At 44.2% G+C, this 14,644-nt stretch carries 15 protein-coding genes; 5 read left to right on the top strand and 10 right to left on the bottom strand.

Going from position 1 to position 14,644, the window contains the following annotated elements; genetic code table 11:
* Positions 1-242 precede the first annotated feature (242 nt).
* Positions 243-1,238, bottom strand: coding sequence for a polysaccharide deacetylase family protein (locus PLE34_RS16130; protein WP_324558613.1), 996 nt, complete (start codon positions 1,236-1,238; stop codon positions 243-245).
* Positions 1,239-1,441: 203 nt separating this feature from the next.
* Between PLE34_RS16130 and PLE34_RS16125 the strand changes: the two genes are divergently transcribed.
* Together PLE34_RS16125 and PLE34_RS21905 are read left to right on the top strand one after the other, a co-directional pair.
* Entirely contained in the window at positions 1,442-1,669 is a 228-nt protein-coding gene (locus PLE34_RS16125) for a DUF433 domain-containing protein (protein WP_324558611.1), read from the top strand.
* A gap of 2 nt (positions 1,670-1,671) precedes the next feature.
* On the top strand, positions 1,672-2,007 hold the full coding sequence (locus tag PLE34_RS21905) for a DUF5615 family PIN-like protein (protein ID WP_502875882.1): 336 nt from the start codon (positions 1,672-1,674) through the stop codon (positions 2,005-2,007).
* 165 nt (positions 2,008-2,172) lie between these two features.
* Here the strand turns inward: PLE34_RS21905 and PLE34_RS16120 are convergent, their stop codons facing one another.
* The 8 genes from PLE34_RS16120 to PLE34_RS16085 all read right to left on the bottom strand — a co-directional run bounded on the left by PLE34_RS16120 (position 2,173) and on the right by PLE34_RS16085 (position 10,371).
* Positions 2,173-2,940 carry a slipin family protein gene (locus PLE34_RS16120; protein ID WP_324558609.1) on the bottom strand — a complete coding sequence of 256 codons (768 nt, stop codon included), beginning with the start codon at positions 2,938-2,940 and terminating at the stop codon, positions 2,173-2,175.
* A gap of 22 nt (positions 2,941-2,962) precedes the next feature.
* Entirely contained in the window at positions 2,963-4,243 is a 1,281-nt protein-coding gene (locus tag PLE34_RS16115; protein WP_324558607.1) for an NfeD family protein, read from the bottom strand.
* Positions 4,244-4,665: 422 nt separating this feature from the next.
* Positions 4,666-6,597, bottom strand: a complete 1,932-nt coding sequence (locus tag PLE34_RS16110; protein WP_324558605.1) for a M1 family metallopeptidase — start codon at positions 6,595-6,597, stop codon at positions 4,666-4,668.
* A gap of 155 nt (positions 6,598-6,752) precedes the next feature.
* Entirely contained in the window at positions 6,753-7,202 is a 450-nt protein-coding gene (locus PLE34_RS16105) for a PepSY-like domain-containing protein (RefSeq protein ID WP_324558603.1), read from the bottom strand.
* Positions 7,203-7,353: 151 nt separating this feature from the next.
* The gene (gene rsmI, locus PLE34_RS16100; protein WP_324558602.1) at positions 7,354-8,022 is read right to left on the bottom strand and encodes a 16S rRNA (cytidine(1402)-2'-O)-methyltransferase; all 669 of its coding nucleotides are present in this window, start codon (positions 8,020-8,022) and stop codon (positions 7,354-7,356) included.
* A 10-nt stretch (positions 8,023-8,032) separates the two neighbouring features.
* On the bottom strand, positions 8,033-8,287 hold the full coding sequence (gene purS / locus PLE34_RS16095) for a phosphoribosylformylglycinamidine synthase subunit PurS (protein ID WP_324558600.1): 255 nt from the start codon (positions 8,285-8,287) through the stop codon (positions 8,033-8,035).
* Entirely contained in the window at positions 8,284-9,051 is a 768-nt protein-coding gene (locus PLE34_RS16090; RefSeq protein WP_324558598.1) for a CDP-alcohol phosphatidyltransferase family protein, read from the bottom strand. The genes purS and PLE34_RS16090 overlap by 4 nt, the downstream gene beginning before the upstream one ends.
* 30 nt (positions 9,052-9,081) lie before the next feature.
* Positions 9,082-10,371 (bottom strand): aminopeptidase P family protein, encoded by a 1,290-nt coding sequence (locus PLE34_RS16085; RefSeq protein ID WP_324558596.1) that lies wholly within the window; start codon positions 10,369-10,371, stop codon positions 9,082-9,084.
* A gap of 334 nt (positions 10,372-10,705) precedes the next feature.
* Between PLE34_RS16085 and pckA the strand changes: the two genes are divergently transcribed.
* The 3 genes from pckA (at position 10,706) to PLE34_RS16070 (ending at position 13,712) form a co-directional block, all read left to right on the top strand.
* Positions 10,706-12,313 carry a phosphoenolpyruvate carboxykinase (ATP) gene (gene pckA / locus PLE34_RS16080; protein WP_324558594.1) on the top strand — a complete coding sequence of 536 codons (1,608 nt, stop codon included), beginning with the start codon at positions 10,706-10,708 and terminating at the stop codon, positions 12,311-12,313.
* 110 nt (positions 12,314-12,423) lie between these two features.
* Positions 12,424-12,798: a CoA-binding protein gene (locus PLE34_RS16075; protein WP_324558592.1), complete on the top strand. Its 375-nt coding sequence runs from the start codon at positions 12,424-12,426 to the stop codon at positions 12,796-12,798.
* Positions 12,799-13,238: 440 nt separating this feature from the next.
* Positions 13,239-13,712, top strand: coding sequence for a ribonuclease H-like YkuK family protein (locus tag PLE34_RS16070; RefSeq protein ID WP_324558590.1), 474 nt, complete (start codon positions 13,239-13,241; stop codon positions 13,710-13,712).
* Positions 13,713-13,814: 102 nt separating this feature from the next.
* On the opposite strand, the gene yihA is transcribed toward PLE34_RS16070, so the two are convergent.
* Positions 13,815-14,644: ribosome biogenesis GTP-binding protein YihA/YsxC (gene yihA, locus PLE34_RS16065; protein ID WP_324558588.1), on the bottom strand; the 830-nt coding region annotated here is incomplete at its 5' end.

Below are 14,644 nucleotides of genomic sequence, written 5' to 3'. Positions count from 1 at the left end.
GGCTTACCGCCTCCTTTAAATTTATCAATCAAGTATTTTTACCGGACACTAATGGCTTCGAATTTTTAATTTGTAATTTTTAGTTTGCAGTTTACGGTTGCGTTTTCCTTCGAATTTCTGAATTTAGGCTTCGGATTTATCGTTTGAAATTTATTTGTTTTTTGTGATTTGGTTCTTGATGCTTTGCCATCAGCAGGTATCAGGAGAGCTACATTCCTTCTCTCACTTCTCTCTTTCACCTCTCACTGTACTCTTCTCCGATCCATCATTTCCCTCCAGGTAGTAAGAATAATACCCTCTTTTTCAATAAATTTTTTCAATGCCGGATCCATCATGGCTAAATAATCGCCCCTGCGTGTTGGGCCCGAGTCGGAGATATGCTCAAATACTTCGGTGGTATTGGTGCAATGCATAATGATCATAGTAATACCGGGTTGCAATGATTTCAGCACTTCAATATACTTCCCTGTTTTATACGCCTGTAATTTTTTATCGTTTGCATATATGCCTGGCGTGGGTTTCCAGCTATAGCTGTCGTTGTACAAGTCATCCAGCACGGGCAAGCCGGCATCCCATAATTTTTTGCCAACAGCGCGCGCCATCTGCATATCGGCCGAAGTGTTTTTCAGCTCCTGTGCGATTAAGGTATTGTGCCCGCCGGGGAACATTACCGGGATTTGGTACTCGATGCCCACTTTAATATAACGCTCAATAAATGCCGGTGTGGCAAACAGGGTGCCCATATGCGAGTCGAGATGCGTGGGTTCAAAACCCATCGTTTTCGCCCTGTCAATCTGCGCTCTTATTTCGGTTTCCACTTCATCGGCGCTGGCATGCTTCACCACATCGGCCACACCACGCCACATGGCGCCTTCGGGATCGGTTAAGCCGGGTGTTTGAGGTTTACCGCTTAGCGGCCCCCAGCGGTAATCTTTCCATTCGGATGTTAAAGTTAGATGCAGTCCGGCATCTAACCCCGGGTGTGCTTTCATATAATGTACGAATCCGGGTACCCAGGGGCAGGGCATCATAACACTGCAGGAGTTGGCAACCCCTTTTGTCATGGCTTCAATGCCGCCAATATTCGAGTCGTAAGACATGCCCATATCATCAATATGCAAAATGATGATCTTAGCGCCTTTCGGGTATCCTAATTTTTCGGCATAGGTAGTTTCGGTTTGCGCTGTTGAAAACTTCACCTGGAATACCAGCAGCAAAAGAGAGACAATGAATTTCATACTTCTTCTTTTTATTCATGAAAGATACGCAACAGGGAGATACGGAATGAAAGCGCATACTCAAAAATGGCAGGCAAGTGATGTCAGGCAGAAACAATGCATAAAAATCCATAACTTTGAAAAGAAACAGACGTAGCGTTGAATGATGGCAGGTCATTTGTCTACTGATAAAACCGCTTTGGAGTAAATATTAATTCTATAGTATGACAGCATTTTCTTCATATATATCTATTAATCCGGAAATACGTTTTGGTAAACCTTGCATAAAGGGGACAAGAATTGCTGTAGCTGACATATTGCAATGGTTGGCTTCCGGAATGACCCATGCTCAAATATTAGAGGATTACCCCTCTTTAAAGGAGGAACATATTTTGGCGGCCCTTGCTTTTGCAGCTAACAGGGAGTCTTTTATTAAAACTATAGCTGTCTAAATATGAAGCTGCTTTTGGATGCGAATATATCCTGGCGTCTAATCGCGAATTTGAAACCCTATTTTACAGACTGCTTTCATGTTGATTACATCGGGTTAACCATTCCTGCAAAAGATACTGAAATATGGAACTATGCATTATCAAATGATCTTATTATCGTTACTAATGATGAGGACTTCTTAAATTTAGCGAGCGGAAAGGGATTTCCTCCAAAGGTTGTGTTATTGAGAACAGGAAATCAAAGTAATCATTTTATAGGAGAGCTATTGATAAGACACAGACAGGATATTGAAAGCCTACTTCAATCTATCGAATACGGGTGTTTAGAGATATTTTAATGTGCTATATAAGCAATTAAACACCTTAAAGCAATTCGTTGACCTTACCTCCTCAAATACTTTCAGTTCCTTATTTTCCATTCTTCCACCCACGCCAGCATCAATTCTTTTATCAGTGGCACACATATCCAATGATTGAAGCGGGATCACATTTTGCTGAAGTCTTTACTTTTCCGGCTTATTCAAAAAAGGTTTCAATATATCTATGGGTATCGGGAAGATAGTGGTTGAATTGTTTTCGGTAGCAATTTCACGCAGGGTTTGCAGGTAGCGCAGGGTTAAAGCGCTGGGCTGATCTGCTAATATTTTTGCGGCATCGGCGAGGCGTTGTGAAGCCTGGAACTCACCTTCGGCGGCAATCACCTTGCTTCTCCGCTCTCTTTCTGCTTCTGCCTGTTTGGCCATCGCTCTTTGCATCTCCTGGGGAAGATCAATTTGCTTTACTTCAACATTGGATACTTTAACGCCCCAGGGTTCGGTATGCATATCAATGATCTGCTGTAGCTTGATATTTATTTTTTCGCGCTGCGAAAGCAGGTCATCCAGCTCCGACTGACCCAGTACGCTACGCAGCGTGGTTTGCGAGAACTGAGAAGTAGCCATCAGGTAATTTTCAACAGCTACTATAGCCTTTTGCGGCTCAACCACCCGGCAATAAACTACCGCACTTACCTTAACCGAAACATTATCCTGCGTAATAATATCCTGCGTAGGCACATCCATTACCACCACGCGAAGACTCACTTTTACCATTTTATCTATAACAGGAATGAGTATAATAAGCCCGGGACCTTTTACACCATCGCCCCCGATCAGGCGGCCGAGCCTGAAAATAACGCCTCTTTCATATTCGCGTAAGATGCGAACGGAATTGGCAAGAATGATGATCACAAAAAAGAGGAGTACAATAAGTCCGATGGGAAGTTGTTCCATGATCTTTGTTTTATGTTATGAATTAAATATTAGCTTTCTCAACATATACTTTCAGGTCTTTCATTTCCCGGACCTTTACGCTTTCTCCTTTTTTAATTTCACCTCCAACAGATTCTGCATTCCATATTTCTCCTTCCAGCATAATAATACCCAAAGGGTTGAGGGTTTCCATAGCGATACCGGTAATGCCTCCCAGCCCTTCCCGGCCGGTAACTACTTTCCGCCGCTGGGCTTTTAATCCCAACCCAACCACAAAAAGAAAAAACAGGGCAGAAATCAATGTGGCAGAAAAAATAACCACCCGGGAAATTCTTGCCAGCTCCAGCCCCGATGTGGTACGGATAAGCATCATTGAGCCAAGCAAAAGGGAAACAATACCGCCAATGGTTAATAAGCCGTTGCTCGCTATTTTAATTTCCAGGATAAAAAGAATTACTCCAAAAACAATAAGAGCAAGTCCTGCATAGTTAACCGGCAGGGAATGCATGGAATAAAAAGCAAGTATAAGACTGATAACACCTACTATACCCGGAAGCATAGTGCCGGGATTGTATAGCTCAAACATTATTCCATACATACCCAGCAGTAGCAAAATGTAAGCGATGCTGGGATCACTGATGATATTCAGGATCTTTTCCCAAACACTCATGCTGTAGGTTTGCACTACAGCATTTTTAGTTTGCAGCACATGCTCTCCGAATGGAAGCCGGACTGTTTTTCCATCTATCTGGCTGAGCAGATCCTTTTCAGTAACGGCAATAATATCAATAACATTTTTCTGCAGGGCTTCTGTTTCGGTTATAGAAACACTGTTTCTTACCGCATCTTCAGCCCAGTCGAGATTCCGGTTGCGCTTCTCGGCAATGCTGCGTATAAACGCTGCCGCATCATTGGTTGCTTTACTGTTCATCGTACTGTCCATTCCACCCTGCATGGCAACAGGGTGCGCCGCGCCAATATTGGTAGCAGGCGCCATTGCGGCAATATTCGCGGCCATGGTTATAAAAACACCCGCCGAACCGGCATGGGCGCCACCGGGAGATACATATACGATTACAGGTATGGGCGCAACCAGCAAATCGCTAACAATGCTCCTTGTTGATGTTAACAATCCGCCGGGCGTATTAAGGCGGATAATCAGGCATTCCGCTTTTTCTTCCCCCGCTTTTTCAATAGCATTATGAATAAAATCCGCAGATGCGGGATTAATGGTTCCGTCAATTTGTATAGCAATTACCTTCTGTCCAAGTACAAAAACAGGGAAAAAGGATATAAGAAAAAAATATAGTAAAAATCGTTTCATACAAAAATGCCCGGATGGTAAAGCAGGTAAACAACTCTCCTGTGTAATATACTTAATTTCCGGCAGAGTAGAGCAGGGTAGCAGGGGCAAATACAAAATCCGAAGCGGGAATTTCGAAATACGAATAAATACAAAAGCGCCAAATAACAAACAAATTACAAATCCGAAGTCGAAAATCCGAAATCCGAAGGGAAAGCATCAAGGACCAAATAACAAGAACCAAATAAATCTCAAAATCCGAATACTTAAAATCCGAAATCCGAAGCGCAATGCAACCTGAAACCACAAACGATAAACTATAAATTATTAAATCCCAAGCAGAAAAATCCGAAGAAGGCTGGCTATGAGCGATCAGCTTTGAGCTATGGGCAGCAACGTACCTTCCTCCATTTTCAAATTATCACATTTCCCACATTTTCAAATTACCATTTCAACTCCAGCTTATTGTTTTTCCTGTTCACATCCGCCATGCGCCAGGTTGGGTCTATTTCAATAGACTGCACATTCATTAAACGCTGATCTACTTCCAGCACATAAGTAGGATGCGTCCACTTCCAGGGCTCGCGTACAAGCCGGGGAATGTTGTCTTCCGGTGGTTTCGCTCCAAACATGCTGAACTGCGGTATATATACGGTTGCTTTGGAGCCGTCTTTGTATTGCAATAGCACATCTACGGGCATAGGCATCTGCCCTATCATACGCAGGCGTACTTTTGTTTTGCCGCCCTGCTCCCACAAGCTGTCTATACTATAATCAATGGTTTTAGTAGTGTTTACCCAATATTCCTTATACCAGTTTAACTGTATGCCACTCACCTTTTCGGCTACACGAATGAAGTCATTGGCATTGGGATGCTTAAACCGCCATTGCTTATAATATTCCAGCAAAGTTTTGTCTCTCAGCGAGTCGCTGATAATATACCCTAACTGCGCCAGGAATACGGCTCCTTTTGAATAAGCGGCCCTGGCATACGCGAAATTGGTATTAAAATGGTCGGCATGCGTGGTTAAAGGCTCTTCCAGCCCGCTTTTCACCAGGCTAAAGTAGCCGGCATAGCTGTCGGCATGATACAAGGGGAGCGCTTCATCGCTGCTGTTGCGCGGACCGGTGGATATTTCATTGCTGAAAGTAGGATTCCCTTTTTGTTGCCTGTAATATTCAGACACCAGGTCTTCCGCATACGTAACAAATCCTTCATCTATCCATGCATACAGCGACTCATTGGTAGCCAGCATCATCTGGTACCAACTGTGCAGCAGCTCATGAAATGCAGTGCCCAGCCCCGGCCCGCTCACTAAAGTTGCCATCGGATATTCCATCCCCCCATCACCCCCATGTATAAACGAATATTGCTTATAGGGATATGCTCCAAAATGTTTTTCAATAAAGGGAAATACCGTTACCGCGGCGTCGGCTACTTCTTTCCACGCGTTGTCATTGGCGGCATCATTAGGCTTGTTTTTATATAAAACGTGAATGGTGGGACCGTTTGGAATGTTGCGTGTTAAATGTGTAAACTGCGGATCAGCCGCCCAAACAAAATCGTGCACATTTGGCGCGGTAAACCGCCATGTTAAGGTATTGCCCTGCGAACGAATCACTTTTGTTCCTTTTTTTTCATAGCCATACCCTACCTGGTTCGCGTTTTGCAAATAACCGGTGCCGCCAATGATATAATTTTTATCGAGGGTAATGTTTACTTCATAATCGCCCCATACGCCGTAAAATTCACGTGCCACATAAGGCGTAGGATGCCAGCCTTCCTCATCATATTCGCATAGTTTGGGATACCACTGGCTCATAGAATAGCGCACCCCGGTATTGGGGTTATCTCTTCCTGCCCGCCTGATCTGCAGCGGCACCTGTGCTTCAAAATCCATATCAAATATCACTTTGGACTTAGGCGCTACAGGCTTACTTAACGCTACTTCCAGGATGGTTTCATATATATTATACTGCTGTGCTACGCCATTCATTTTAAGAGATAATATTTTCTGATACCCGATTTCATCCGGCTCCAGATGCTCAATGCGGTCTCTTACGCGGCTGTCCCAATCTTTAACGACCTGGTTGTTGGAGGCACGAAATTCAATATTGCCCAGCTCGCGGCTGCGCATATCCATCATGCTGTTGGGTTGAAATGCATTCCAGTATAAATGATAAAACACCTTATACAAAGTATCGGGCGAATTATTCCAGTACTCTAGCGTTTGTTTTCCCTTCAACCGGTTGGTCTGCACATTCATATCAATATCCATCACATACTTTACTTTCTGCTGCCAGCGGTCCGGCTGGGTAAAAGCAATAGTATAGCCACTGCATAAAAACACTACAACTAAAATTATCCTGTTCATCCGGAATAAGTTTTATGATTTCAATAGCGCCAAAGATAATAAGGCCGGTGGTATATAATTCGCATTATAAAAGTTAAAAGGTGAAGGCAAAGAGGGACTTTCCTCTCACCCTTCACCTCTTACAGTCTTACTATCTTACGGTCTTACTGTCTTATCTATAAAGTAAGATTATCCTTTAGCAACTTTCCCTTTTCGTTAAAAAGTAGGTTCTTTTGCTGGATATCTGATTTAGCCACGCGTACCCTGTATTGCTTTACATCACCGGGCAGCTCAATTTCGTATACCGACTTTACTTCCCATTCTGAATACTTACTCTTTTCAAATCCGTCGTTTACTATGCCAGGTAAATCGCTTATCTCCAATTGCTTTTCAGTGCTTTGCCATTTACCTTTTTTATTGAATTTTGCTTCATATTTTTCGCCATGCTCCTCAAAGCTGGCAATAAATGCATTAAGGTTGTCTTTCCATTCCACATTCTTCGCGTCATCATATTTCTCCGAAAAAGCATTGGTTACTTCTGCGGGTATTTTCCTGATCTGGGCAGTAGCTGTTTGTATAAAGCTTACGGCGCCGGCCAGCACAATTAAAAGCAATATTTTTTTCATGATGTTAATTTTTAAATTATAGATGCAATTTCATGCCATGAATTTCAATAAACATATTTTGACTGGTAAAAAAAGCTTAAATATGAGTTTATAATTTATGGTTTTATCTGGGTTGCCTCTCGGTTTCCCATTTTCAAATTTTCAAATTCTCTCATTGCTCTTTACCGCTTACCACAACCACGATCTCTCCTTTAACTGCTTTTGCTTTAAAATAATCGCATACTTCACGCAAGCTGCCTCTTTTATTTTCTTCAAACATCTTAGTAAGTTCCCTGCTTACACAACATTGTCTTTCTTCACCAAAATACAGTATGCACTCTTCAAGGGTTTTCACCAGGCGCATAGGGGATTCATAAAAAACAATAGTGCGTTCTTCTTCGGCCAGTTTTTTAAATAAAGTTTGCCGTCCCTTTTTCAATGGCAAAAATCCTTCAAAACAAAACCGGTTAATGGGCAGCCCGCTGTTCACCAATGCAGGCACAAATGCCGTAGCGCCGGGCAGGCATTCTACCCTGATATTGTTTTTCACACATTCCCTTACCAGTAAAAAGGCGGGGTCGGAAATACCCGGTGTGCCCGCATCCGTAAGCATGGCCATGGTTTTACCTGCCAGCATCTGTTCTACCAGGTGATGTACTATTTTATGCTCATTGTGCTGGTGATGGGGAGTAACGGGCTTTTGTATATTGTAATGCCGGAGCAATACAGATGAGGTGCGGGTATCTTCTGCCAGTATGAGATCAGCTTTCTGTAAAACTTCTACTGCCCTGAAACTCATGTCGGAAAGATTACCTATCGGAGATGGAACGATGTAAAGCATAATTGCTCCTTTAGGCGGCAGGAGCTACCGTTATCTCAAAATATTCCATTACCTGGTTGGCTAATAATTTTTGCGAAGCTTCCTCCGCTATTCTTTTCGCTTCTTCAGCAGAGCCCGCTTCTACCTGCAGGGTAATGTGCTTTCCAATGCGAACGTCTTCAACGCCTTTCAATCCCAGATTGCTTAGTCCGCTCATTACCGCTTTTCCCTGCGGATCAAGTAATTCTTTCAGCGGCATAATATTAATATGAACAGCGTAGGTCATGATGCTATTTTATTTTTGAGCGGCAAAGATAACAGAATGTAGGCGATAAAAATAAGCGGAACGGCCGTCCATTGAAACAACACCACAAGTACGATCGCCAGCAAAACCAGTATCCATTTGGACATATTGTTCTTAAAGGAATAATCCTTAAACTTTAAGCTCATAACGGGCATATTGGATACCATCAGCCAGCTCAGCAATAAAAGCACAGCATACCATATCCATTTATTCAAAAAAATACCGGTAACGGCAGCAGCAGAGCTGTGCCAGAAGATAAGCGGAAAGGAAGCCACCAGCAAACCCACGGCAGGCACAGGTACGCCTTTAAAGTGGTAGGTTTGCGTTTCATCTAAGTTAAATCGGGCCAAACGCCATGCCGCGGCACAGGGCAACAGCAATGCCGGCAGCAGCCAGGCAAAAGAAGCGTCTAACCCGTTCTCCTCCCTGGCTACCGATAAGCGCAAAAACTGGTAAATGATTAGTCCCGGCGCCACGCCAAAGCTCACTACATCGGCCAGCGAATCCAATTGCTTGCCCATAGCAGATGTTGTTTTCATTAACCGGGCAACAAAGCCGTCAAAAAAGTCAATCACTGCCGCTAAAGCAATAAACAAGGAAGCCAGGAATATTTGCTCGGGCATATTCATCATCTGAACGCCGTCGGCGGTAGTTATTAAACCAATGCCGCTTTGCAGTATTACAATAATGGCCAAACACCCAAAAACCAGGTTGAGGAGTGTAAATAAATTAGGGATATGCTTCATCAATCGTACGATTTGTAATGCAGTGATTTGTTATTTTTTCATCAGGGCTTCTATTTCGCCGGTGGTAACAGGTATCTTCTTCATCAAATCTTTATTGCCGTTTTTAGTAACCCAGAAATTATTTTCGATGCGTATACCCATCTGTTCTTCTTCAATATAAATGCCCGGTTCTATTGTAAATACCATCCCTGCCTGTATGGGTTCGGTTCGCGTACCCAGGTCATGCACATCCACGCCCAGGTGATGCGAAATGCCGTGGTACAAATATTTCCGGTATGCCCTGTTTTCCCGGTCTTCATTTTTTACATCCGCTTTTTTCAGCAGGCCGATCTTCAGAAATTGTTTCGTGGCTTCCTCGCCCACTTTTTCGGTATAATCAACCATTGTAATGCCCGGCTTTAAAATTGACGCCGCGTAATGATGCAAATGCAGACAGGCATTATACACTTCTTTCTGCCGTTTGGTAAATTTTCCGTTTACAGGAACCGTGCGGGTAAGATCGGCGCAATAGCCGCCGTATTCAGCGCCAAAATCCATTAATATTAATTCGCCGTCTTTGCATTCATGATTGTTCGATACATAATGCAGGGTTCTTGCCCTGTCGCCGCTGGCGATGATAGAACCATAGGCCGGACCCGTAGCCCGGTTGCGTAAGAACTCGTGAAAAATCTCCGCTTCAATTTCATACTCCATCACCCCCGGCCGGATAAAGGATAATAAACGCCTGAACGTTTTTTCCGTTATATCAATGGCCTCCTGCATCACTTCTATTTCAAGCGCTGTTTTAATACCCCGCAGCTCTTTCAGTATCCTGGCGCTGCGCCTGTACTCATGCAGCGGGTAACGGCGCCGCATTTGCCTTGCATAGCGATAATCTCTTACAGGTACAAGGTTTGCCTTCCTGTCGTTTTCATTACTGTTGAGATAAATGATATCGGATAAATGGATCCAGGGCTGTAACAAACCATCTAATGCATCTAACCAAAGAATTGTTGAAATACCCGATATGGCTTCGGCTTCCCTGGCCCGCAGGCGGTGCCCGTCCCATTTTTCTTTCAGCTCATTGGGGCGCACCAGCACCAGCACTTCCCTGTATTTTTTATCGGGGTTACCGGGGAAAAGAATGAGCATGGAATCTTCCTGTTCGATACCCGTAAGCCAGTATAGGTCAGAATTTTGCTTAAAAGGATACAGCGCGTCGCCATTTGAAGGTAATTCATCATTGCTGTTAAATATGGCTATGGCGTTTTTCTCCATGCGTGCGGTAAATCTTTTGCGGTTCTGAATAAAGATTTCAGGATTTAACGGCAGATATTTCATGGCATATTGCTTTATCCGGTTGAATAATAATGCAATATCTGCATAAAATGCCGGGTTACAAAAATCATTGAAGAAGGCATGAGGTATTGGGTATGCGTGTGAAGTGTGTAACCTGAAACCAGTGGATCTGCTTCAGGTATCATTATATTCCATTTTGGATTTCGGATTGTATTCTCTTCGGATTCAGAGCGTATGATTCCGGATTTAAGACCTGCCTTTGTTTCCCGTCAATTTGTTCCTTTTTTGCGGCTGTTAGCCACCATCCTTATAAAAACTAACGATCGTTAGGTTTTTAGGAATTTGATCTTTAGCTTTGCTTTTCAAACTTAACCATATGTCAGTACCGGTATTCCTTTTTTCACCCCAAAAGCTCATGCATTACGGATTAAAAGTTTCGGACCATATGCATTACCAGTCTCTCCCGGAAGACCTGGTTAATGCCACGCTCCGTTTGGGAGAAGGTGTGCTGAACGACACCGGCGCCCTGGTAATTCACACTGGGAAATTCACCGGGCGAAGTCCAAAGGACAGGTATATTGTAAAGGATGGCATCACCGAAAACAGCGTCAACTGGAACGATATTAACCAGCCGCTGGAAGCGCATTATTTCGACATCATCTTCCGGCAGGTTACCGCCTACCTCAATGAGCAACCGGAGCTTTGGGTAAGGGATTGCTACACCGGTGCCGATGCAAGCTTCAGGCTCAATATCCGTATCGTAAATGAAAAGCCCTGGATCAATTTATTCGCCTGTAATATGTTCCTTCGCCCAACGGAAGAGGAGCTGGAAGATTTTAGTCCGGACTGGCATATTTTTTCGGCGCCCGGGCTATCACTAACGCACAAAGTATGCGGCACAAGGCAGGGAAACGCGGTGGTGATAAGCTTTAAACACAAAATGATATTAATTGCAGGAACCGCCTATACGGGAGAAATAAAAAAAGCTGTTTTTTCGGTATTGAATTACCTGCTGCCTGTATCAAACAAAGCATTGGGGATGCATTGTGCCGCCAATATTGGTGAAAAAGAAGATACCGCGCTTTTTTTTGGATTAAGCGGCACGGGCAAAACCACCCTCAGCACATCGCCGGAACGCAAGTTGATCGGAGACGATGAACATGGATGGAGCGATAACGGCATTTTTAATTTTGAGGGAGGATGCTATGCCAAATGCTTTGGCTTAGAAGAAGAAAAAGAGCCCGGTATATATAAAGCTATCCGTTATGGCGCTTTAGTGGAAAATACTAAGTTCAGGGAAGGATCGCGGCAGATAGACTTTTTTGATAAAACAATAACGGAGAATACCAGGGTATCTTATCCCCTGCATTTTATACCCAATGCGGCTGAACCATCACAGGGACCTTCACCCTGTCATATTTTCTTTTTAACCTGCGATGCCTATGGCGTGCTTCCGCCCATTTCGAAGCTCAGCCATGAGCAGGCAATGTATCATTTTATTAGTGGCTATACCGCTAAGGTTGCGGGAACAGAAACAGGTATTACGGAGCCTAAGGTAGTTTTCAGCGCATGCTTTGGAGAACCTTTTCTTCCATTGCACCCGGCAGTATACACGAAAATGCTGGGCGAAAAACTGCAAAAGTATCAAGCGAACGTATGGCTGATCAACACCGGGTGGAGCGGAGGCGCTTACGGAACAGGCAAACGCATTCCATTGCGCTATACCCGGGCTATGATCAATGCCGCGTTGCAGGGGGCATTAACGGATGTGGTATGCAGTACCCATAAGTTTTTTGGACTGTCTGTACCACAAAGCTGCCCCGGCGTGCCCTACAGCATGCTCAATCCTGAAAATAGCTGGAACGATAAAAGCGCCTATGCGCAAACCGCTAAAAAGTTAGCCGGGCGGTTTATTGAAAATTTTGAGCAGTACAGGAGCAAAGTTCCCGGTGATATCATGAGCGGAGGCCCGGTATCACTCTAAAAAAATCACCACTTCATAACAGTGTGTGGCGCGGTTGCCTGCCGGTTAGATAGGCTGTCTGTTTAACCAGGCAGCCTTTTTTATTTAACTTCGCCTTTAACCGCTGTATTATGCCAACAACAGAAAAAAAGAAAACGCTTATCCTGGGTGCATCGCCTAATCCTCAACGGTATAGCTATCTTGCGCTCGACCGCCTCCGCAATGCCGGACACGAAGTAGTGGCCATTGGTAAAAAAAGTGCAACAGTGAAAGACGTTACAGTTGATACAGAAAAAAAGGCATACCCAGGTGTGCATACCGTAACACTCTACCTGAACCCTGATCACCAAAAAGAATACTACGATTATATTTTATCGCTTCATCCCCGGCGCATCATTTTTAACCCCGGTGCTGAAAATGAAGCATTGCAACGCATTGCCAATGAAAAGGGCATTGAAACATTAGAAGCCTGCACACTGGTTTTGCTGAGCACAGGACAATACTGAAAATGCAGCGCAGGCAAAATTCAAATCCGAAGCAATAAATCCGAAATCCGAAGGGAATACAACGATAAACTAAAAGCCATAAAAACTCCCAAAATCCTAAGATTATCCCGGCACGTGCGGGACGAAATCAGAAGCGAAATGCAACCATAAACTACAAACCATAAACCACAAATCAAAAAAACCGAAGGAGCCTTCGTCTCATCGCTGGTAGTTACCGTCTTATTGCTCCAAATTCAAAAGCTCAAAACAATAAACCTTTGCGCTCTTTGCTTCTTTGCGGGCTTTGCATGCCCGTCCGGTCAGGCGGGCGTGAAACCGTTAGCAGCTACCCACTGAAACCTGACGCCTGAAACCTGATCGCGCGTTCGCCAACAAAATATTAATCTAACGGTAATGAACAGATTCAGAAAAAAACGTACATTGGGGAAACCTGTTCATATATGCTATGGAGAAGATTTAACGGGGAGCGCATCCATCTCCCCATCAAGGATGCGGTAAAAGAAGCTATCATCCGCGAAACGCAAAATGGCTTTCACCTGAAGGTTTGTATTGGCACCGACTCGCAGGTAAAAGGCGCTGAAACGGAGTTTGCAACGGTAATTGTATTTCTTCGTGAAGGCCGCGGCGGCTTTATGTTCATCCACAACGAAAAAACCATCAAGCAGTATTCCATTAAGGAGAGAATGCTGGTGGAGGTAGCCAAAAGCATTGAGATCGCTTACGAGCTATGCGACCTGTTTACCGAATTCGATGTTGACATGGAAGTGCATGCCGACATTAACACCAATCCTCATTTTAAAAGCAATGAAGCCCTGCGCGAAGCCATGGGCTATATACTGGGGATGGGGTTTGCGTTTAAAGCCAAGCCGGAAGCTTTCGCCAGCAGCAGTTGCGCCAATAAGGTAGTTAATTAGAAGTGAATGGTGGGAGGCAAATGGTGCAAGGTCAAGGGAGAGAGGAGAGAAGAGATGTTGAATGGAGACTTCACCTTACGCCTTATACCTCATACCTTATACCTAACCGTTACCTGCTGTAAATTCCTCATTCCACTTTGCTATCGCATCCAGTATTTTATCTTTACCCAGCTTTTTAACGGTGCTGGTAACAAAATGCGCAGGCAAAAACTGCCAGGTTTTACGCATGGCATTTAAAAAGGCTTTGATATTTTTACTTACCTCCAATTGCGTGGTTTTATCGGCCTTGGTAAACACCATACAAAAAGGAACTTCCCATTGGCCCAGGCGGTTCACAAATTCCAGGTCAGCTTTCTGGGGGCTGTGCCGGCTGTCTATCAATACAAACACATTCACTAAGTTCTCTCTTTTGCGCAGGTAATCTTCAATCATTGTGCTCCAGCTTTTGCGTTGCTGCTGCGATACTTTGGCAAACCCATATCCCGGCAGATCAACAATATACCATTGCGCTTTACTATTATTTTCAGCGCTGCTAACAACATCAAAGTGGTTGATCATCTGCGTTTTGCCGGGCGTGCCGGAAGTTTTGGCCAGTTTCTGATTATTGCACAGCATATTGATCAGTGAAGATTTGCCCACATTACTCCTGCCTATGAAAGCATATTCAGGGCGGTCGGCTTTCGGGCATTGCAAATAACCCGGGCTGCTGATCAGGTAGGTGGCAGAAGTAATAACCATAGGGTGCAAGATACAATGAGAAAAGATAATGAGAAGGCAGGAGGTTACAGGTCTCAGGGTACAAGGCACAGTTTGTGCATGTGCCCGGCAACCCTGCACCCTGTACCCTGCAACTTGTACCCTGTAACCAGTACCTCGTACCCCGCCCATTTCCCAACTTTCCGGGTTCAATATTTTCAAATCAGGAATCAGGA

Origin of the sequence: Agriterribacter sp. (genome assembly GCF_035445465.1) — a bacterium.
Lineage (GTDB): Bacteria > Bacteroidota > Bacteroidia > Chitinophagales > Chitinophagaceae > Agriterribacter.
Note: the sequence above shows the minus strand (reverse complement) of the source record. Positions and strands in the feature narration are given on the sequence as shown.

What these genes read in the sequence shown, in the direction of transcription:
- PLE34_RS16130 (WP_324558613.1), bottom strand. Translation starts at nt 1,238, where the DNA reads ATGAAATTCATTGTCTCTCTTTTGCTGCTGGTATTCCAGGTGAAGTTT.
- PLE34_RS16125 (WP_324558611.1), top strand. Translation starts at nt 1,442, where the DNA reads ATGACAGCATTTTCTTCATATATATCTATTAATCCGGAAATACGTTTT.
- PLE34_RS21905 (WP_502875882.1), top strand. Translation starts at nt 1,672, where the DNA reads ATGAAGCTGCTTTTGGATGCGAATATATCCTGGCGTCTAATCGCGAAT.
- PLE34_RS16120 (WP_324558609.1), bottom strand. Translation starts at nt 2,940, where the DNA reads ATGGAACAACTTCCCATCGGACTTATTGTACTCCTCTTTTTTGTGATC.
- PLE34_RS16115 (WP_324558607.1), bottom strand. Translation starts at nt 4,243, where the DNA reads ATGAAACGATTTTTACTATATTTTTTTCTTATATCCTTTTTCCCTGTT.
- PLE34_RS16110 (WP_324558605.1), bottom strand. Translation starts at nt 6,597, where the DNA reads ATGAACAGGATAATTTTAGTTGTAGTGTTTTTATGCAGTGGCTATACT.
- PLE34_RS16105 (WP_324558603.1), bottom strand. Translation starts at nt 7,202, where the DNA reads ATGAAAAAAATATTGCTTTTAATTGTGCTGGCCGGCGCCGTAAGCTTT.
- rsmI (WP_324558602.1), bottom strand. Translation starts at nt 8,022, where the DNA reads ATGCTTTACATCGTTCCATCTCCGATAGGTAATCTTTCCGACATGAGT.
- purS (WP_324558600.1), bottom strand. Translation starts at nt 8,287, where the DNA reads ATGACCTACGCTGTTCATATTAATATTATGCCGCTGAAAGAATTACTT.
- PLE34_RS16090 (WP_324558598.1), bottom strand. Translation starts at nt 9,051, where the DNA reads ATGAAGCATATCCCTAATTTATTTACACTCCTCAACCTGGTTTTTGGG.
- PLE34_RS16085 (WP_324558596.1), bottom strand. Translation starts at nt 10,371, where the DNA reads ATGAAATATCTGCCGTTAAATCCTGAAATCTTTATTCAGAACCGCAAA.
- pckA (WP_324558594.1), top strand. Translation starts at nt 10,706, where the DNA reads ATGTCAGTACCGGTATTCCTTTTTTCACCCCAAAAGCTCATGCATTAC.
- PLE34_RS16075 (WP_324558592.1), top strand. Translation starts at nt 12,424, where the DNA reads ATGCCAACAACAGAAAAAAAGAAAACGCTTATCCTGGGTGCATCGCCT.
- PLE34_RS16070 (WP_324558590.1), top strand. Translation starts at nt 13,239, where the DNA reads ATGCTATGGAGAAGATTTAACGGGGAGCGCATCCATCTCCCCATCAAG.